General features: G+C 75.3%; 18 protein-coding genes. 17 read left to right on the top strand and 1 reads right to left on the bottom strand.

Annotated elements, in window-relative coordinates:
- Nucleotides 1-3: 3 nt before the first annotated feature.
- The 12 genes from AB0N29_RS16880 to AB0N29_RS16825 all read left to right on the top strand — a co-directional run bounded on the left by AB0N29_RS16880 (nucleotide 4) and on the right by AB0N29_RS16825 (nucleotide 11211).
- The gene (locus tag AB0N29_RS16880; protein WP_364868481.1) at nucleotides 4-825 is read left to right on the top strand and encodes a shikimate dehydrogenase; all 822 of its coding nucleotides are present in this window, start codon (nucleotides 4-6) and stop codon (nucleotides 823-825) included.
- Nucleotides 822-1586: an A24 family peptidase gene (locus AB0N29_RS16875; RefSeq protein ID WP_364868479.1), complete on the top strand. Its 765-nt coding sequence runs from the start codon at nucleotides 822-824 to the stop codon at nucleotides 1584-1586. Before AB0N29_RS16880 ends, AB0N29_RS16875 begins: the two co-directional genes overlap by 4 nt.
- Before the next feature lie 40 nt (nucleotides 1587-1626).
- Nucleotides 1627-2805 carry a chorismate synthase gene (gene aroC, locus AB0N29_RS16870; protein ID WP_302266840.1) on the top strand — a complete coding sequence of 393 codons (1179 nt, stop codon included), beginning with the start codon at nucleotides 1627-1629 and terminating at the stop codon, nucleotides 2803-2805.
- Nucleotides 2802-3311 (top strand): shikimate kinase, encoded by a 510-nt coding sequence (locus AB0N29_RS16865; protein WP_364868477.1) that lies wholly within the window; start codon nucleotides 2802-2804, stop codon nucleotides 3309-3311. Before aroC ends, AB0N29_RS16865 begins: the two co-directional genes overlap by 4 nt.
- Nucleotides 3304-4446, top strand: a complete 1143-nt coding sequence (aroB, locus tag AB0N29_RS16860) for a 3-dehydroquinate synthase (protein ID WP_302266838.1) — start codon at nucleotides 3304-3306, stop codon at nucleotides 4444-4446. The genes AB0N29_RS16865 and aroB overlap by 8 nt, the downstream gene beginning before the upstream one ends.
- On the top strand, nucleotides 4443-4871 hold the full coding sequence (locus AB0N29_RS16855; RefSeq protein ID WP_302266837.1) for a type II 3-dehydroquinate dehydratase: 429 nt from the start codon (nucleotides 4443-4445) through the stop codon (nucleotides 4869-4871). The genes aroB and AB0N29_RS16855 overlap by 4 nt, the downstream gene beginning before the upstream one ends.
- A gap of 125 nt (nucleotides 4872-4996) precedes the next feature.
- Nucleotides 4997-5560 carry an elongation factor P gene (gene efp / locus AB0N29_RS16850; protein ID WP_302266836.1) on the top strand — a complete coding sequence of 188 codons (564 nt, stop codon included), beginning with the start codon at nucleotides 4997-4999 and terminating at the stop codon, nucleotides 5558-5560.
- On the top strand, nucleotides 5560-5979 hold the full coding sequence (nusB, locus tag AB0N29_RS16845) for a transcription antitermination factor NusB (protein WP_364868473.1): 420 nt from the start codon (nucleotides 5560-5562) through the stop codon (nucleotides 5977-5979). The genes efp and nusB overlap by 1 nt, the downstream gene beginning before the upstream one ends.
- A gap of 103 nt (nucleotides 5980-6082) precedes the next feature.
- Complete coding sequence (locus tag AB0N29_RS16840; protein WP_364868471.1) at nucleotides 6083-7474, top strand: NAD(P)/FAD-dependent oxidoreductase; 1392 nt, start codon at nucleotides 6083-6085, stop codon at nucleotides 7472-7474.
- Between the two features lie 5 nt (nucleotides 7475-7479).
- A complete protein-coding gene (locus AB0N29_RS16835) occupies nucleotides 7480-8310 on the top strand; it encodes a DUF1206 domain-containing protein (RefSeq protein ID WP_302266833.1) in 831 nt (276 codons plus the stop codon).
- Entirely contained in the window at nucleotides 8307-9683 is a 1377-nt protein-coding gene (locus tag AB0N29_RS16830; RefSeq protein ID WP_364868468.1) for an NAD(P)/FAD-dependent oxidoreductase, read from the top strand. The genes AB0N29_RS16835 and AB0N29_RS16830 overlap by 4 nt, the downstream gene beginning before the upstream one ends.
- Nucleotides 9684-9822: 139 nt before the next feature.
- Nucleotides 9823-11211, top strand: coding sequence for a hypothetical protein (locus AB0N29_RS16825; protein WP_364868466.1), 1389 nt, complete (start codon nucleotides 9823-9825; stop codon nucleotides 11209-11211).
- Between the two features lie 52 nt (nucleotides 11212-11263).
- On the opposite strand, the gene AB0N29_RS16820 is transcribed toward AB0N29_RS16825, so the two are convergent.
- Nucleotides 11264-11671: a PPOX class F420-dependent oxidoreductase gene (locus AB0N29_RS16820; RefSeq protein ID WP_302266830.1), complete on the bottom strand. Its 408-nt coding sequence runs from the start codon at nucleotides 11669-11671 to the stop codon at nucleotides 11264-11266.
- Nucleotides 11672-11735: 64 nt separating this feature from the next.
- Here AB0N29_RS16820 and AB0N29_RS16815 point away from each other — a divergent pair, with 64 nt between their 5' ends.
- The 5 genes from AB0N29_RS16815 to hrpB all read left to right on the top strand — a co-directional run bounded on the left by AB0N29_RS16815 (nucleotide 11736) and on the right by hrpB (nucleotide 18242).
- On the top strand, nucleotides 11736-12749 hold the full coding sequence (locus AB0N29_RS16815; protein WP_302266829.1) for an NADPH:quinone reductase: 1014 nt from the start codon (nucleotides 11736-11738) through the stop codon (nucleotides 12747-12749).
- A gap of 211 nt (nucleotides 12750-12960) precedes the next feature.
- The gene (gene pyrR / locus AB0N29_RS16810; protein WP_364868463.1) at nucleotides 12961-13533 is read left to right on the top strand and encodes a bifunctional pyr operon transcriptional regulator/uracil phosphoribosyltransferase PyrR; all 573 of its coding nucleotides are present in this window, start codon (nucleotides 12961-12963) and stop codon (nucleotides 13531-13533) included.
- On the top strand, nucleotides 13530-14483 hold the full coding sequence (locus AB0N29_RS16805; RefSeq protein WP_302266827.1) for an aspartate carbamoyltransferase catalytic subunit: 954 nt from the start codon (nucleotides 13530-13532) through the stop codon (nucleotides 14481-14483). Before pyrR ends, AB0N29_RS16805 begins: the two co-directional genes overlap by 4 nt.
- Nucleotides 14480-15769: a dihydroorotase gene (locus AB0N29_RS16800; protein ID WP_364868460.1), complete on the top strand. Its 1290-nt coding sequence runs from the start codon at nucleotides 14480-14482 to the stop codon at nucleotides 15767-15769. The genes AB0N29_RS16805 and AB0N29_RS16800 overlap by 4 nt, the downstream gene beginning before the upstream one ends.
- Nucleotides 15756-18242, top strand: coding sequence for an ATP-dependent helicase HrpB (hrpB, locus tag AB0N29_RS16795; RefSeq protein ID WP_364868457.1), 2487 nt, complete (start codon nucleotides 15756-15758; stop codon nucleotides 18240-18242). The genes AB0N29_RS16800 and hrpB overlap by 14 nt, the downstream gene beginning before the upstream one ends.
- The last annotated feature ends 12 nt before the right edge of the window (nucleotides 18243-18254 follow it).

Below are 18254 nucleotides of genomic sequence, written 5' to 3'. Positions count from 1 at the left end.
GCGATGCGCTGTGCCGTCCTGGGCGACCCCGTCGCCCACTCGTTGTCGCCGACCCTGCACCGGGCGGCGTACGCCGAGCTGGGGCTGGACTGGTCCTACGAGGCGGTCCGCGTGCCCGCCGGCGGGCTCGCGGACTTCCTGGGCGGGCTCGACGACACCTGGCGCGGGCTGTCACTGACCATGCCGCTCAAGCGGGAGGTGGTGGCGCTCGCCGACGACGTCTCGGCGCGGGTCGCGCTGGTGGGCGCGGCGAACACCCTCGTGCTGGGGCCGGACGGTCGGCACGCCGACAACACCGACCTGCCCGGTGCGGTCGCCGCCGTCCGGGAGCGGTACGACGGACCGGTGCGGGCCGGCGCGGTGCTGGGCGGCGGCGCGACCGCCGCGTCGACCGGCCTGGCCCTGTGCGACCTCGGCGCGTCCCGGGTCACGCTGCACGTCCGCTCGGCCGAGCGCGGGGAGGACGCCGCCGCTGCGGTGCGCCGCCACCCGTCGGCGCCCGAGGTGGTGCTGGCCCCGCTCGACGAGCCGCCCACGGCCGACGTGGTCGTGTCCACGGTGCCGGCCGACGCGCAGACCCCGGCGCTGGTGGCCGGCTGCGCGGGCGTGCCCGTCGTCTTCGAGGTCGTCTACGACCCCTGGCCCACCCCGCTCGCGGCCTCCGTGACGACGGCCGGGAGCGCGGACCGCGTGCTGGTGAGCGGCCTGGACCTGCTCGTGCACCAGGCGGCGCTGCAGGTCGAGCTGTTCGCCGGCGCCCGGGCGTCGGTCGCCGGGATGCGGGCCGCGGGCGAGGCGGCCCTGCGGCGAGCGGCGCGCCGGTGAGCGACGCGGCGGTGGCCGCGGTGGCCCTCGCCCTCGTCTGCGGGGCTCTCGGGCTGCTGGTCCCCGCGCTGGTGGCGCGCATCCCCGAGCCGGAGCCGGCCGCCGTGGACGAGCCGGTTGCCGAGCGCGACACCGCGCTGGCCAGCGTCGTCGGCGTCCCGGCCGAGGAGGAGCCCAAGGAGCCCTACGCCCACATCGCCCGCCTGCCCGGCCTCGCCGTCGGCTCGGCCGCGGTGTGCGCGGTCGCGGGCGCGCTCGTCGGCTGGTCGGTCGGCGCCGACTGGGACCTGCTGCCGCTCGTGCCGCTCGTCCCGGTCTCGGTGGCGCTCGCGGTCGTGGACTGGCGGACCCGGCTGCTGCCGACCAAGGTCATCGCCCCGACGTACGCCCTGACCATCGCGCTGACCCTGGTCACCTGGCTGCTCACCGGCGACACCGACGACCTGGTCCGGGCGTTCTGGGGGTGGCTGGTCGCGGGCGGCATCTTCTTCGTGCTGTGGTTCGTCCACCCCCGCGGCCTGGGGTACGGCGACGTACGGCTGGCCGGCCTGCTCGGCATCGCGCTGGGCCACCTCGGCTGGGGCGCCCTGCTCGTCGGGGTGTACGGCGGGTTCCTGCTGGGCGGGGTCGGCGGCGGGCTGCTGGCGCTGCTGCGGGTCGTCGAGCGCCGGGCGTTCCCCTTCGGGCCGTTCATGCTGGTCGCGGCCCTGGTGGGGGTCTGCGTCGGCGACGTGGTGCTCGACGGTCTCGTCACCGGGTGAGCGTCCGGGCGGCCGGAGCCGCCGTGGGAGACTGACGCCCATGCTTCGTTGGCTCACCGCGGGCGAGTCCCACGGCCCCTCCCTGGTCGCGATCCTCGAGGGCCTGCCCGCACACGTGCAGGTCACCTCCTCCGACATCCAGGACTCCCTGGCGCGCCGCCGGCTCGGCTACGGCCGCGGCGCCCGGATGAAGTTCGAGCAGGACCAGGTGACGCTGGTCGGCGGCGTGCGGCACGGCGCCACGCAGGGCGGCCCGGTCGCGATCGAGGTCGGCAACACCGAGTGGCCCAAGTGGGACAAGGTGATGTCCGCCGACCCGGTCGACCCCGACGAGCTGGCCTCGATGGCCCGCAACGCGCCGCTGACCCGGCCCCGCCCCGGGCACGCCGACCTGGCAGGCATGCAGAAGTACGACTTCGAGGACGCCCGGCCGATCCTCGAGCGCGCCTCCGCCCGCGAGACGGCCGCCCGGGTCGCGCTCGGCCGGGTGGCCAGCAACTTCCTCGAGCAGGCGGTGGGAGCCCGGATCGTCTCCCACGTGATCGAGCTCGGCGGCGTCCGCGCCCCCGACGGCCTGTGGCCGGCGGCCGACGACGTGGCGCGTCTCGACGAGGACCCCGTCCGCTGCCTCGACGCCGACACCTCGGGGCTGATGGTCGAGCGCATCGACGCCGCCCACAAGGACGGCGACACCCTCGGCGGCGTCGTCGAGGTGGTCGTGCACGGCCTGCCGCCGGGCCTGGGCTCGCACGTGCACTGGGACCGCCGCCTCGACTCGCGCCTGGCCGGCGCGCTGATGGGGATCCAGGCGATCAAGGGCGTCGAGGTCGGCGACGGCTTCGCGCTGGCGGCGACGCCCGGCTCGCTCGCGCACGACGAGATCGTCCCCACCGACGAGGGCATCCGTCGCGTCTCCGGGCGCTCCGGTGGCACCGAGGGCGGCATGACCACCGGCGAGGTGCTGCGTGTGCGGGCCGCGATGAAGCCGATCGCCACGGTGCCCCGCGCCCTGCGCACCGTCGACGTCGCCACCGGCGAGGAGGCCGTCGCCCACCACCAGCGCTCGGACGTCTGCGCCGTGCCCGCGGCCGGCATCGTCGCCGAGGCGATGGTCGCGCTCGTGCTCGCGGACGCGGTCACCGAGAAGTTCGGCGGCGACTCGGTGGGGGAGACCCGGCGCAACGCCGAGTCCTACCTCTCCTCGCTGCGCTACCGATGACCGGACCCCGCGCGGTGCTGGTCGGCCCGATGGGCTCCGGCAAGACCACCGTGGCCGCGGTGCTGGCCGAGGCGTGGGGCGTCGCCGCTCGCGACACCGACCAGGACGTCGAGGCGGTCGAGGGCCGCTCGGTCTCCGACATCTTCGTGGACTCCGGCGAGGCGCACTTCCGCCGCCTCGAGGCGGCCGCCGTGGCGACGGCCCTCGCCGGGCACGACGGCGTGCTCGCCCTCGGCGGGGGAGCGGTGCTCGACCCGGCGACCCGCGAGCTGCTCGCCGGCCACCCGGTGGTGTTCCTCCGGGTCGGTCTCGCCGACGCCGTCAAGCGGGTCGGCCTCGGCACCTCGCGGCCGCTGCTGGTCGGTGGCGTACGGTCCCGGGTCAAGGCGCTGCTCGACGAGCGGACGCCGGTGTACGAGTCGGTGGCCACCCTGGTCGTCGACACCGACGGGCGCACCCCTGCCGAGGTCGCCGACGAGATCCTGGAGGCCCTCCACCGTGACTGACCACGCCGCTGACGCGACCGCCGCGACCGAGACCACGCTGCACGTGGGCGGCGCCTCGCCGTACGACGTCGTCGTCGGCACCGGCCTGGCCGGCCGCCTGCCGGCGATGGTCGGCGACGCCGCGGAACGGATCGCCGTCGTGGTCGACACCCGGCTCGAGCCGTTCGCCGAGGCGCTCACCGACCAGCTCCAGGACCGCGAGGTGCTGGTCTTCGCCGTGCCCGAGGGCGAGGAGTGCAAGACCGCCGAGGTCGCCTCGGAGATCTGGGACGCGCTCGGCGACGAGGGCTTCACCCGCTCCGACGTGGTCGTCACCCTCGGCGGCGGCGCGACCACCGACCTGGGCGGCTTCGTGGCCGCCACCTGGCTGCGCGGCGTGCGGGTCGTGCACGTGCCGACCACGCTGCTGGCGATGGTCGACGCGGCGGTCGGCGGCAAGACCGCCGTCAACACCGCCACCGGCAAGAACCTGGTCGGCGCCTTCCACGAGCCCGCCGGCGTGCTCTGCGACCTCTCCTACCTGCACACCCTCGCCGGGGAGGAGCTGGCCTCGGGCCTGGCCGAGGTCGTCAAGTGCGGCTTCATCGCCGACCCCGAGATCCTGCGCCTGGTGGAGTCCATCGACCCCGGCGCGCTGTCGGTCGGCGACCCCGTGCTGCGCGAGCTGGTCGAGCGGGCGATCCGGGTGAAGATCGACGTCGTCGTCGAGGACCTGCGCGAGACCGGCGGCCGCGACGGCCACCCCGGCCGCGAGGTGCTCAACTACGGCCACACGCTGGGCCACGCGATCGAGCAGCTCAGCGGCTACAGCATCCGCCACGGCGAGGCGGTCGCCCTGGGCGCGGTGTACGTCGCCGAGCTGGCGCGCCTCGAGGGGCGGATCTCCGAGGACCTGGTGCAGCGCCACCGCGAGGCGTTCGGCCGGTTCGGCCTGCCCACCGGCATGTCCGGCCCGACGTTCGAGGACGTGCACGAGCTGATGAAGGTCGACAAGAAGGCGCGCGGCTCGCAGCTGCGGTTCGTCGTGCTCGACGACGTCGCCCGCCCCGCGGTGCTCGCCGGGCCGTCCGAGGAGAACCTGCGCGCGGCGTACGAGCTCCTCCAGATCGACCCCGACGAGGCGGAGGAGGAGTGAGGGTCCTCGTCCTCAACGGCCCCAACCTGGGCCGGCTCGGGCGGCGGCAGCCGGAGATCTACGGCACCACCACCCACGAGGAGCTCGCGGCGCTGTGCGTGTCGTGGGGCGGCGACCTCGGCCTCGAGGTCGAGGTGCGGCAGACCAACCACGAGGGCGTGATGGTCGACTGGCTCAACGAGGCGGCCGACGAGCGCACACCGGTCGTGCTCAACGCGGCCGCGTGGACGCACTACTCCTACGCCGTCCTCGACGCCTGCGCGCAGCTCGAGGCGCCGCTGGTCGAGGTGCACATCTCCGACCCGCGGTCGCGGCCGGAGGAGTTCCGCCACCACTCGGTGGTCACGCCGTACGCCGTCGAGGTCGTCGCGGGCCAGGGCGTCGAGGGGTACCGCACCGCCCTCGGGGTCCTCGCCCGCGCCTGACTCCGCCTGCGCATTCGGGGAGAGCCCCGCGGCGCCGGTAGACTCGTGCGCCGTGCCCGGAGGCGCCCGTGAGGGCGGCCGCGAGCACCTCCTGCCCACCGGACGACGAAGGCTGACACGCGCGCATGGCAACGACGAACGACCTCAAGAACGGCATGGTCCTCAACATCGACGGGCAGCTCTGGTCCGTGGTGGAGTTCCAGCACGTCAAGCCGGGCAAGGGCCCCGCCTTCGTGCGCACCAAGCTCCGCAACGTCGAGTCGGGCAAGAACGTCGACAAGACCTTCAACGCCGGCACCAAGGTCGAGACCGCCACGGTCGACCGCCGCACGATGCAGTACCTCTACAACGACGGCACGTCGTTCGTGTTCATGGACGTCCAGAGCTACGACCAGCTCGAGGTCGCGCCGGAGATCGTCGGCGACGCCCAGAACTTCCTCCTGGAGAACCAGGAGGTCATCGTGGCCACCAACGAGGGCCGCGTCCTCTTCATCGAGATGCCCGCCTCGGTCGAGCTGCTGATCACCTTCACCGAGCCCGGCCTCGCCGGCGACTCCGCGACCGGTCGCACGAAGCCGGCGACGCTGGAGACCGGTCACGAGATCCAGGTCCCGCTCTTCATCAACCAGGGCGAGAAGGTCAAGGTCGACACCCGCGACTCCTCCTACCTGGGACGCGTCAAGTCCTGATGGTGGCTCGTTCGACGGCCCGGTCCAAGGCCCGCAAGCGCGCGCTCGACGTCCTCTACGCCTCCGACATGCGCGCGGAGTCGCCGGTCGAGGCGCTGGAGCGGGCGATCGCCGAGGGCGAGGGCCCGACCAACGCCTACACCGAGACGCTGGTGCGCGGCGTGGTCGAGCACCAGGGACGCATCGACGGGCTGCTGCGGCAGTACTCCGAGGGCTGGACCCTCGAGCGGATGCCGGCGGTCGACCGCAACGTGCTGCGCCTGGGGCTGTGGGAGCTGCTCTACGCCGAGGACGTCCCCGACACCGTGGCGATCAGCGAGGCCATGGCCCTGGTGCGCGACCTGTCGACCGACGACTCCCCGCAGTTCGTGAACGGCATCCTCGGCGCGCTGTCGCGCGACCGGGCGATCCTGGGCTGAGGCCCCTCCACGGCCCTCCGGGGCCGTCCGGCGCGAGCAGCGCCGGGCGGCCTCCTGCACGGCCCCGTGCGCGGCTCCTTGCGCGACGCGCCATGCTGGCGCGGTGAGCACCGGAGAGCAGCAGGAGCACGAGGTGGACCTCGTCGTCATCGGCCTGGGGCCGGGCGGCGAGGCCCTGGCGACGGGCGCGGCGAAGGCCGGCCTCGAGGTCGTGGCGGTCGACAAGCACCTCGTCGGGGGTGAGTGCCCCTACTACGGGTGCATCCCGTCCAAGATGATGCTGCGCGCCGCCGACAGCCTCGCCGAGGCCCGGCGGGCCGGCACGCTGGCGGGCGACGTGGAGGTGACCGCCTCCTGGGCGCCGGTGGCCCGCCGCATCCGCGAGGAGGCCACCGACGACTGGGACGACAAAGTCGCCGTGCGGCGCCTCGAGGACGCGGGTGCCACCGTCCACCACGGCATCGGCCGGCTCGACGGCGCACGTCGCGTGGTGGTCGAGCTGCGGGACGGCTCCACCCGGGTCTACACCGCCAGGCGTGGTGTGGTCCTCAACCCCGGCACCCGGCCGGCGCAGGTCCCCGTCCCGGGCCTCGAGGGCACCCCGTGGTGGTCCAACCGCGACGCCGTCCGTGCCACCGAGGCCCCGGCCTCGCTGGTGGTCGTCGGCGGCGGGCCGATCGGCTGCGAGCTGGCGCAGGTCTTCGCCCGGTTCGGCACGCGCGTCACCCTGCTGCAGCACAACGAGCACCTGCTGCCCCACGACGAGCCGGAGGCCTCCGCCGCCCTGGAGCGCGTGCTCCTCGACGAGGGCGTCCGGGTCGTGACCGGCGCCGACGTGCGCGAGGTGGCGTACGCCGACGGCGGCTTCACCGTGACCGTGGGCGAGGACCGGGTGACCGGCGACCGGCTGCTGGTGGCCGCCGGCCGCACCCCGAACCTCGACGGGCTCGGCCTCGAGACGGTCGGGCTGGACCCTGGTGTCCGCACCGTGGAGGTCGACGAGCGGCTGCGCGCCGCCGACGGCCTGTGGGTGCTCGGCGACGTCACCGGCAAGGGCGCCTACACCCACGTGTCGATGTACCAGTCGGCGATCGCGCTGCGCGACCTGCTCGAGCAGGACGGCCCGCCGGCGTCGTACCACGCGGTGCCGCACGTGACGTTCACCGATCCCGAGGTCGCCGGGGTCGGGCTGACCGAGCAGCAGGCGCGGGACGCCGGGCTGCGGGTCGCCACCGGCTCGACGCCGATGGAGCAGTCCTCCCGCGGGTTCGTCCACGGCCCCGGCGCCACCGGGCTGGTCAAGGTGGTCGCCGACGCCGACCGGGGCGTGCTGGTGGGCGCGACCGTGGTCGGGCCGGCCGGGGGAGAGGTGCTCGGCGCGCTCGCCGTGGCGGTCCACGCGGCCGTGCCCGTGGACGTCCTGCGCTCGATGGTCTACGCCTACCCGACGTTCCACCGCGCGATCGAGTCCGCGCTGGCCGACCTGGGTATCTGACCTGCGTGAACGACCTCCAGCAGAACGCCAAGCAGACGGCGCGTCGCGCCGACGACAGCACCTGGTTCGACGGCGCGGTGCGGGCGGGGCTGGTCGCCTACGGGCTGGTCTACGTCGTCATCGCCTGGCTCGCCGTGCAGCTCGCCCTCGGGGACCGCGAGGGTGAGGCGTCGACGAGCGGTGCGGTGCGCGAGCTGGCGCAGCAGCCCTTCGGCAAGGTGCTCGTCTGGCTGGTCGCCATCGGGATGTTCGTGCTCGTGCTGTGGCGGGCGCTCGAGGCGGCGGCCGGCCACCGCGACGAGGAGGGCGCCACCCGGCTCCGCAAGCGGCTCACCTCGGCGGGCAAGGGCGTGCTGTACGCCGCCATCGGCATCAGCGCGCTGCGCGTGGCGACCGGCTCCGGCGGGGGCGGCGGGAAGCGGTCCTCCGAGGACACGCTCACCGCGAAGCTGCTGGACCTGCCGTTCGGGCAGGTGCTCGTCTTCCTCGTCGGCCTCGCGATCATCGGGTACGGCGTCGGGCTGGGCGTCCGCGCCTGGACCGAGAAGTTCCGTGAGCAGCTCAGCGCCGAGGGCCGCAGCGGCGACACCGGTACGGCGTACCTCTGGCTCGGCAAGATCGGCCACGCCGCCAAGGGGGTCGCGCTCGTGATCGTCGGCGCGCTGTTCTGCTACGCCGCGGTCACCCACGACGCGAAGAAGTCCGGCGGCCTCGACCAGGCGCTGAAGGAGGTCCTCGACCAGCCCTTCGGGCCGGTGCTGCTGACCGTCGTCGGCCTGGGGATCGGCTGCTACGGCCTGTTCACCTTCGCCCGGGCCCGGCACCTGTCGCGATGAGCGCCGCGGAGCAGGCGGTCGACGTCGTGGTCCTGGGCCTCGGCGCCGGCGGCGAGCACGCCGCGATCAAGCTGGCCCGCGCCGGCCTCGACGTCGTCGGCGTCGAGCGCGACCTCGTCGGCGGGGAGTGCCCGTTCTGGGGCTGCACCCCCTCGAAGCTCATCATCCGTGGCGCGCACGTGCTGGCCGAGGCCCGGCACGTCGACGAGCTGGCCGGCAGGGTGACGCTCGAGCCGGACCTCGGGCCGACCGCGCGACGGGTCCGCGAGGCCAACCACGACTGGACCGACGACGGGCACAGCGCACCGCTGCGCGAGGCCGGCGTCCGCCTGGTCCGCGGCCGCGGCCGGCTCGACGGTCCCGGCCGCGTCGTCGTCGAGACGTCCAGCGGCACCGAGACGTACGTCGCCACCCGCGGCGTCGTGCTCGCGACCGGCACCGAGGCGGCCGTGCCGCCGATCGACGGCCTGGCCGGTACGCCGTACTGGACCAACAAGGAGGTCGTCCACGCCACCACGGCGCCCGCCCGGCTCGGGGTGCTGGGCGGCGGCCCGATCGGCGCCGAGCTGGCGCAGGCCTTCGCCCGGTTCGGCTCGGCGGTCACCCTGCTCGAGGCCGGCCCCCGGCTGCTCGGGCCGGAGGAGCCGGAGGCGAGCGCGGCGGTGACCGCGGCCTTCGTCCGCGAGGGTCTCGACGTGCGCACCGGCGCGGAGGTGCGGGCCGTCTCGCACGTCGACGGGGTGTTCCGGCTGCGGGTGGGCGAGGAGGAGGTCGTCGTCGACCAGCTGCTGGTCGCCACCGGCCGCCGGGCCAACCTGCGCGGCACCGGCCTGGAGACGGTCGGCCTCGACCCCGAGGCCGACGCGGTCGCGGTCGACGACCGGCTGCGGGCCGGCGAGCGGCTCTGGGCCGTCGGCGACATCACGGGGGAGGGCCCCTACACCCACGTCGCGAAGTACCAGGCCGTCGGCGCCGTCGGCGACGTCCTCGGCCACCCCGCGCGCCCCGCGGACTACCGCGGGCTGACCCGCGTGACGTTCACCGACCCCGAGGTCGGCGCGGTGGGGATGACGGAGGAGCAGGCGCGCGCGGCCGGCGTCGACGTGCGCGTCGGGCTCGCCGACGTCCCGCGCTCCAGCCGGGGCTGGATGCACGGGCCCGGCAACGAGGGCGTCGTCAAGGTCGTGGCCGACGCCGCCCGCGGGGTGCTGGTCGGCGGCACGGTCGTGTCGCCGTACGGCGGGGAGGTGATGGGACTGCTGTCCACCGCAGTCCACGCCGAGGTGCCGGTCGACGTCCTGCGCGGCATGCACTTCCCCTTCCCGACCTTCCAGCGGGCCGTCGAGACCGCGCTGCGCGACCTCGACCTCTGACCCCGCCCTGCCCGTGGATCGGACCTGCCGCGCACGTGTGACCTGCGGGGATCGGGGGAAGGAACCCCGCAGCCGCGACCGGCACACCGGTCCCGGCACGAACGAGCACCGCTGATCGCGACGACGGAGGACTTCCCGGATGACCCAGCCGCAGGACCCCCACGAGCGGGCCGATGCGCACGACCTCTCCGACACCAGCGACCGGCTCTACACCCCCGAGGAGCTCGGGGCGTACGCCGCCGGGCAGCGCGCCGGCGCGGACCCGCTGAGCGACCCGCTCGGCGACCCCCTGGCCGATCCGCTGGCCGACCCGCTCGCCGACGAGCGGCACCACACGCGCGAGGTGCCGCAGGTGCATCCGCAGGCCCCGACGTCGGCCCCGCCGAGCAGCCCGCCGCCGAGCGCGCCGCCGCAGTCCAACCCGTGGCCCACCACGCCGCCGCCGGCCGCACCTCCGGCTGCTCCGCCCCAGGCCGCACCTCCGGTGCCGCCGCCGGCCGTACCGCCGGCTGCCCCGTCGACGCCGCCGGTCACCTCGACCGCCGGCACCAACGCCGTGCCGCCGTCGGGGGAGCCGGGTGAGCCGCGCCGGTTCATGACGGCCACCGACTTCCTCGACCGGCGCGCCGACGAGGTCGACCACGGGCCCGCCAGCTGGGGCTGGCGCGGCAAGGTCCGGCGGTGGAGCGGCGGGCTCGTCTCCCCGCGGATGGGTGCGGCGGAGACCTCCTACGAGAACGACCGCCGCACGATCCAGCGCGACTTCGACGGTCCTCGCACGATCGCCTTCATCAACCCCAAGGGCGGTGCGGCCAAGACGACCGGCGTGCTGGCCGCCGGCTACACCTTCGGCACGGTCCGCGGCGGCGGGGTCGTGGCCTGGGACAACAACGAGACGCGGGGCACGCTCGGCATCCGGGGCACGCGCAGCACGCACCGCAACACCACCCGGGAGCTGCTGGAGGACCTCAACCGGTTCAGCGACGTCTACCAGTCGCGGATCGGCGACCTCGGGGCCTTCGTCCGGTCCCAGGGCGACGCGCACTTCGACGTGCTCGCCTCCGACGAGCGCCCCGACGTGACCGGCATGATCCGCGCGCAGGACTTCCAGGCCGTCCACCAGCTGCTCGAGCGGTTCTACCGGGTGATCCTCGTCGACACCGGCAACAACATGCGCGCCGAGAACTGGCTGGCCGCCGCCGACGCCGCGGACCTGCTCGTCGTGACCAGCACGGTCCGCGAGGACACCGGCTACTCCGGCCTCTGGATGCTCGACGCGCTGCAGGACGCCGGCTACCAGAACCTCAAGCACAAGACGGTCACGGTGCTCTCCGACCCCTCGGCCCAGGTCGACAGCAAGCTGGCCCACGACCTGGTCCAGGTCTACGAGCAGCGGACGCGCGCGGTCTACCGGGTGCCGTACGACCCCGCGCTCGTGTCCGGCTCGGTCGTGCCGTACGCCTCGCTGTCCCACGCCACCCGGATGCAGTGGCTCAAGGCCTGTGCGGGGATGGCCGCTGCGCTCTGAGCGGAGCCGGCCACGGCCGGGCCCGGCCACGGGCCGGACCCGGCCGCCGGGGTCAGTCCTTCGCCGCGCCCCAGCCGTGCCAGCGGTCGACGGTCATCCAGGCGCTGACGCGGGGGGACTCGCGGTCGGGGTAGGGCTCGCCGCCGTAGTGGGTGCTGCACCGGTCGATGTCGACCAGTCCCTCGTCGTCGCGCATCTCGGTGACCCGGCCGATCAGCGAGACGTGGGTGTACCAGCTGCCCTCGTCGAGCACGGTCAGCGAGACGCGCGGGTCGTTGCGCAGGTGCTTGAGCCGGACCCGGGTGGCGTCCATGTTCAGCAGGACGCGGTCGTCGTCCTCGAGCAGGTACCAGGTGGCGACCGACACCGGGGTGCCGTCGGAGCGCAGCGTGGTGACGACGGCCGGGTTCGGCTTGCGCAGCAGCTCGCGGACGTCGTCGGGGAAGGGCAGCTCGGGCATTGATCCTCCTGGTGGCGGGTTACCGGTGAGGAGTTCCCGATACCCAGCCCGGAAGGGGCAACGCATGCGTGCAGTCGTCTACCGCGAGACCGGTCCGTCCAGCGTGCTGGAGGTGGTCGAGCGCGACGTGCCGGAACCGGGCATCGGCGAGGTGCGCGTCCGGCTGGTCCGCGCCGGGGTGAATCCGACGGACTGGAAGTTCCGCGCCGGGATGATGAGCGGGTACGACGAGGTGACGCCCGGGCAGGACGGCGCGGGCGTCGTCGACGCGGTCGGCCCGGACGTCCTCGGGTTCGCCGTCGAGGACCGGGTCTGGGTGTTCCTCGCCCAGCACGGCCAGGCCCACGGCACGGCGGCCGAGCACGTCGTGCTGCCGGCGACGCAGGTGGTGCACCTGCCGGTCGGGGTGTCCTACGACGCGGGCGCCGCGCTCGGCGTGCCCGCCATCACCGCGCACCGCGCGCTGACCAGCGGCGAGGACGTCGACCGGCTGGCGCCCGGGGCGCTCGAGGGGCGCACGGTGCTCGTGGCCGGCGGGGCCGGTGCGGTCGGCAACGCCGCGATCCAGCTCGCGCGGTGGGCCGGCGCGACCGTGGTCGCGACGGTCAGCAGCGACGAGAAGGGTGCGCTGGCGGTCGCCGCCGGGGCCGACCACACCGTCAACTACACGGTCGGCGACACCGCCGCGGCCGTCCGGGAGATCGCACCCGACGGCGTCGACCTGGTCGTCGAGGTGGCCCCGGCGCAGAACAACGACCTGGACCGCGAGGTCACCCGGGTCCGCGGCACGATCGCGATCTACGCCAACAACGGCGGCGACGAGGTCGTGCTGCCGGTGCGCGAGACGTTCTCCAAGAACCTGCGCTACCAGTTCGTGCTGCTCTACACCCTCGGCGAGGACCTGCTGCGCGCCGCCGCGGAGGACATCACCGCCGCGCTGGAGGACGGCGCGTTCGCGGTCGGCGAGGACGCCGGCGTGCCGCTGCACCACTTCGGCCTCGAGGAGACCGCCGCCGCCCACGACGCCGTCGAGCAGGGCGCCGTCGGCAAGGTGCTGCTCGCGATCTCGGAGGAGTGACCCGCGGTCCCCGGGACCGGCGCTCCCGCCCGCCGCAATCGTTCAATTGCGCGGGTTGCAACGGATGGAAGCGCTCCCACCGTGTCGCAACCCAGCAATTGAACGATTCGTGCGGCAGGGACGAGCCCGGGACCGGCGCTGGTAGGGTCGGCGCCGTTCGACATCCTTTAACGAGCCGTCCCGTGAGGCGGAGAAGGAGGTCACGGCACCCGTGCCCGTCCAGCCTGCAGCACCCCCCGGCCCCGGCCGCGTCGTCCTCGACGCCCGCGACATCGCCCGGGCGCTGACCCGCATCTCCCACGAGATCCTCGAGCGCAACAAGGGCGCCGGCGACCTCGTCCTGCTCGGCATCCCCAGCCGCGGCGTGCCGCTTGCCGAGCGGATCGCCGAGCGCATCGCGTCGGTCGAGGGGTACGACGTGCCGACCGGCTCGCTCGACGTCACGATGTACCGCGACGACCTGCGCCTCAAGCCGGCCCGTGCGCTGCTGCACACCGAGATCCCCGAGACCGGCATCGACGGGAGGACCGTCGTCCTGGTCGACGACGTGCTCTTCTCCGGCCGCACCATCCGCGCCGCGCTCGACGCCCTCAACGACCTCGGCCGCCCGCGCGCCGTGCGCCTCGCGGTGCTCGTCGACCGCGGCCACCGCGAGCTGCCGATCCGCGCCGACTTCGTCGGCAAGAACCTCCCCACCTCGCTGGTCGAGCGGGTCAAGGTCACCCTCGCCGGGATCGACGACGTCGACGCGGTCACCATCCACGGCGAGGTGGGTGCGGAGTGAAGCGCCACCTGCTCAGCGCCGCCGACCTCAGCCGTGACGACGCGGAGCTGGTGCTGAGCACCGCCGCGGAGCTGCGGTCGCTGGCCGACCGGCCGATCAAGAAGCTCCCCGCGCTGCGCGGTCGCACGGTGGTCAACCTCTTCTTCGAGGACTCCACCCGCACCCGGATCTCCTTCGAGGCCGCGGCCAAGCGGCTCAGCGCGGACGTCATCAACTTCTCCGCCAAGGGCTCGAGCCTGTCCAAGGGCGAGAGCCTCAAGGACACCGCGCTGACCCTCGAGGCGATGGGCGCCGACGCCGTCGTGGTCCGCCACGGCGCCAGCGGCGCCCCGCACCGGCTCGCGCACTCGGGCTGGGTCCGCTCCAGCGTCGTCAACGCCGGCGACGGCACCCACGAGCACCCCACGCAGGCGCTGCTCGACGCCTTCACCATGAGCCGCCACCTCGGCCGGGGCGAGCGCGGCAGCCTCGACGGGCGCCGGGTCGCGATCGTCGGCGACGTCCTGCACAGCCGGGTCGCCCGGTCCAACGCGCTGCTGCTCGCGACGCTCGGCGCCGAGGTCACGCTCGTCGCGCCGCCGACGCTGCTGCCGGTGGGCGTCGACACCTGGCCGGTCGAGACGTCGTACGACCTCGACGCGGTCCTGCCGAAGGCGGACGTGGTCATGATGCTGCGCGTCCAGCGGGAGCGGATGAACGGCGGGTTCTTCCCCACGCCGCGGGAGTACTCCCGCCGCTACGGCCTCGACGGCCGCCGGATGGCCACCCTCCAGGACCACACGATCGTGATGCACCCCGGCCCGATGGTCCGGGGCATGGAGATCAGCGCCGACGTCGCGGACTCCGACCGCTCGGTCATCGTCGAGCAGGTCACCAACGGCGTCGCCGTGCGGATGGCCGTCCTGTACCTCCTCCTCGGGGGAGCCCAGCCCGTCGGAGGAGACGAGTGAGCACCACCTACCTGATCCAGAACGCCTCCCTCCTCGGCGGCGACCCGACCGACCTGGTGCTGCGCGACGGTGTCGTCGCGGAGGTCGGGACCGGCCTCCAGGCCGACGGCGCCGAGGTCCTGGACGCCACCGGGCTCGTCGCGCTGCCCGGCCTCGTCGACCTGCACACCCACCTGCGCGAGCCGGGCCGCGAGGACGCCGAGACGGTCGAGTCCGGCACGCGTGCCGCGGCCCTGGGCGGCTTCACCGCGGTGCACGCCATGGCCAACACCGAGCCGGTCGCCGACACCGCCGGCGTGGTCGAGCAGGTCTGGCGGCTGGGCCGCGAGGCGGGCTTCTGCGACGTCTACCCGGTGGGTGCGGTCACCGTGGGCCTCCAGGGCGAGCGGCTCGCCGAGCTCGGTGCGATGGCCGACTCCGCCGCCCGCGTGCGGGTCTTCTCCGACGACGGCAAGTGCGTCTCCGACGCGGTGCTGATGCGCCGGGCGCTGGAGTACGTCAAGGCCTTCGACGGCGTGGTGGCCCAGCACGCCCAGGAGCCGCGGCTCACCGAGGGCGCCCAGATGAACGAGGGCGAGCTGTCGGGCAGGCTCGGGCTCACCGGCTGGCCCGCGGTCGCCGAGGAGGCCGTCATCGCCCGCGACTGCCTGCTCGCCGAGCACGTCGGCTCGCGGCTGCACGTGTGCCACGTGTCCACGGCCGGGTCGGTGCAGATCGTCCGCGAGGCCAAGGCACGCGGCGTCGACGTGACCGCCGAGGCCTGCCCGCACCACCTGATCCTCACCGACGAGCTCGCGGCGACGTACGACCCGATCTACAAGGTCAACCCGCCGCTGCGCACGCGCGCCGACGTCGAGGCGCTGCGCGGGGGCCTGGCCGACGGCACCATCGACATCGTCGCCACCGACCACGCGCCGCACCCCCACGAGGACAAGGACTGCGAGTGGGCGGCGGCGGCCTTCGGCATGCTCGGCCTGGAGACCGCCCTGTCGATCGTGCAGGAGACGATGGTCGACCCCGGCCTGCTCGACTGGGCCGGCGTCGCCGAGCGGATGTCCCACGCCCCGGCCCGTATCGGCCGCGTGGCCGACCACGGCCAGCCGCTCGCCGTCGGTGCGCCGGCGAACGTCGTGCTCTACGACCCGGCGGTGCGTCGCACGGTCGACCCGGCGCGCTCGGCCAGCCTCAGCCGCAACACGCCGTACCGCGGGATGGAGCTGCCCGGCCGCGTGGTCGCCACCTTCCTGCGCGGGAGGCCGACGGTCCTCGACGGTGCACTGGTCTGAGGTCGACCTCCCCGTCCGCGCCGGCCTGCCGGCGCTGATCGAGGCCCTGCGCGAGCGGTCGGCGGCCGTGCTCTGGGCGCCACCGGGCAGCGGCAAGACGACGCTGGTCCCGCCGGCCGTCGCCGAGCTGGTCTCCGGGCTGGGCGGCGGCCGGGTCGTCGTCACCCAGCCCCGGCGGATCGCCGCCCGCGCCGCCGCGCGCCGGCTCGCCGGGATCCTGGGCGAGCCCGTCGGCCAGACGGTGGGGTACGCCGTGCGCGGCGACCGCCGCTCGTCGGCCCGCACGCGGGTCGAGATGGTGACCGCCGGCGTGCTGCTGCGGCGGCTGCAGCGCGACCCCGACCTCCCGGGCGTCGCCGCGGTGGTGGTCGACGAGGTGCACGAGCGCGCCCTCGACGCGGACCTGCTGCTCGCCCTGCTCGTCGACGTGCGGGCGCACCTGCGCGAGGACCTGCGGCTGGTGGCGATGTCGGCGACCGTCGAGGCCGAGCGCACCGCGGCGCTGCTCGGCCGGCCGCCCGTGCCGGTGGTCGAGGTCCCCGGCGCCCTGCACCCGGTCGGGATGGTGCACTCCGCGCTGCCGCCGGGCGTCCTGCGCACCGACGACCGCGGGGTCACGCCGGCCTTCCTGGACCACGTCGCCGCGACCGCCCGCCGCGCGCTGGCCGAGCGGCCGGGCGACGTGCTGGTGTTCCTGCCCGGCGTGGCCGAGGTCGACGGCGTGGTCCGCAGGCTCGCCGGGGTGGAGGCCGACCTGCGCCCCCTGCACGGCCGGCTGCCCGCCTCCGAGCAGGACGCCGCGCTCAGCCCCGGTCCGCGGCGGCGGGTGGTCGTCTCGACGTCGGTGGCGGAGTCGTCGCTGACGGTCCCCGGCGTGCGCACCGTGGTCGACGCCGGCCTGGTGCGCCAGCCGCGGACCGACCACCGCCGCGGCCTGGCCGGGCTGGTGACGGTCCGGGTGAGCCGGGCCGCGGCCGACCAGCGGGCCGGACGCGCCGGCCGCGAGGGCCCGGGCACGGCGTACCGCTGCTGGTCGGAGGCCGAGCACGCCCACCTCCCCGCGCACCCCGAGCCGGAGGTCGCGGTCGCGGACCTGACCGGCTTCGCCCTCGAGCTGGCGGTGTGGGGGACCCCCGACGGCGCCGGCCTGGCGCTGCTCGACCCGCCTCCGGCGCCGGCGCTGGCGACCGCCCGGGCCACCCTGGCCGACCTCGGCGCCGTCGACGAGGACGGCGCCGTGACCGAGCGCGGCCGGGCGATCGCCCGGGTGCCGGCCGACCCCCGCCTGGGGCGCGCGCTGCTCGACGGGGCGCCCCTCGTCGGCGCCCGCCGCGCCGCCGAGGTGGTGGCCCTCCTCGCCGACGACGTCCGGGCCCCGGGCGGGGACCTGGTCGCGGCGCTGCGCCAGGCCCGCCGCGAGAGTCCCGCGGCCCGGCGCAGGCTCGTGGAGGACCTGCGGGCCCACGTGGCCGACGCGGACGGCCCGGGACGGCTGACCGACGACCTCGCCGTCGGTGCCGTGGTGGCCCTCGCGCACCCCGACCGGGTCGCGCGCCGCCGGCCGGGCTCGGCGGCGTACCTGATGGTCGGCGGGACCGGGGCGGTGCTGCCGCGCGGCTCGGCGCTCGCCGGGACCAGCTGGCTGGCCGTCGCCGACGTCGACCGCCGGCCGGGGGAGCGCGACGCCACGATCCGCTCGGCCGCCGCCATCGACGAGGGGCTCGCCCTCGAGGCGGCGGCCGCGCGCTGGAGCGAGGACGACGAGGTCGGCTGGGCCGACGGGCGGGTGGTCGCCCGGCGGGTCACGCGGCTGGGCGCGGTCGAGCTCGCCTCGGTGCCGCTGGCCGAGCCCCCGGTCGCCGGGGTCGCCGCCGCGGTGCGCGAGGGGCTGCGCCAGGAGGGCCTCGCGGTGCTGCCGTGGACCGACGCGGCACGCTCGCTGCGCGAGCGGCTGGACTTCCTCCACCGCACGCTCGGCGAGCCGTGGCCGTCGGTGTCGGACGAGACGCTGGTGGCCGAGGCGGAGACCTGGCTCGGACCGGAGCTGTCCCGCGTCCGGGGGACCCGGGACCTGGCGCGGGTGGACGTGCTGGCGGCCCTGCGGCGGCTGCTGCCCTGGCCCGCCGCCGGGCGGCTCGACGAGCTGGCCCCCGAGCGGCTCGGCGTGCCCAGCGGCTCGTCGGTCCGGGTCGACTACTCCGCCGAGCAGCCGGTGCTCGCCGTGCGGCTGCAGGAGACGTTCGGGTGGGCGGCCACGCCGAGGGTGGCCGACGGCCGGGTCCCGGTGCTGCTGCACCTGCTGTCCCCGGCCCGCCGCCCGGTCGCGGTGACCGCCGACCTCGCGTCGTTCTGGGAGAACGGCTACCCCCAGGTGCGCGCCGAGCTGCGCGGCCGCTACCCCAAGCACCCGTGGCCCGAGGACCCGTGGACGGCACCGCCGACCCGCGGGACGGGAAGGAACCGCGGCTCGTAGGCGTTCGGCACC

Source organism: Nocardioides sp. NPDC092400 (genome assembly GCF_040684155.1).
Lineage (GTDB): Bacteria > Actinomycetota > Actinomycetes > Propionibacteriales > Nocardioidaceae > Nocardioides.
Note: the sequence above shows the minus strand (reverse complement) of the source record. Positions and strands in the feature narration are given on the sequence as shown.

Coding starts and splice junctions, on each gene's coding strand:
- AB0N29_RS16880 (WP_364868481.1), top strand. CDS start 4: ATGCGCTGTGCCGTCCTGGGCGACCCCGTCGCCCACTCGTTGTCGCCG.
- aroC (WP_302266840.1), top strand. CDS start 1,627: ATGCTTCGTTGGCTCACCGCGGGCGAGTCCCACGGCCCCTCCCTGGTC.
- AB0N29_RS16865 (WP_364868477.1), top strand. CDS start 2,802: ATGACCGGACCCCGCGCGGTGCTGGTCGGCCCGATGGGCTCCGGCAAG.
- efp (WP_302266836.1), top strand. CDS start 4,997: ATGGCAACGACGAACGACCTCAAGAACGGCATGGTCCTCAACATCGAC.
- nusB (WP_364868473.1), top strand. CDS start 5,560: ATGGTGGCTCGTTCGACGGCCCGGTCCAAGGCCCGCAAGCGCGCGCTC.
- AB0N29_RS16830 (WP_364868468.1), top strand. CDS start 8,307: ATGAGCGCCGCGGAGCAGGCGGTCGACGTCGTGGTCCTGGGCCTCGGC.
- AB0N29_RS16825 (WP_364868466.1), top strand. CDS start 9,823: ATGACCCAGCCGCAGGACCCCCACGAGCGGGCCGATGCGCACGACCTC.
- AB0N29_RS16820 (WP_302266830.1), bottom strand. CDS start 11,671: ATGCCCGAGCTGCCCTTCCCCGACGACGTCCGCGAGCTGCTGCGCAAG.
- AB0N29_RS16815 (WP_302266829.1), top strand. CDS start 11,736: ATGCGTGCAGTCGTCTACCGCGAGACCGGTCCGTCCAGCGTGCTGGAG.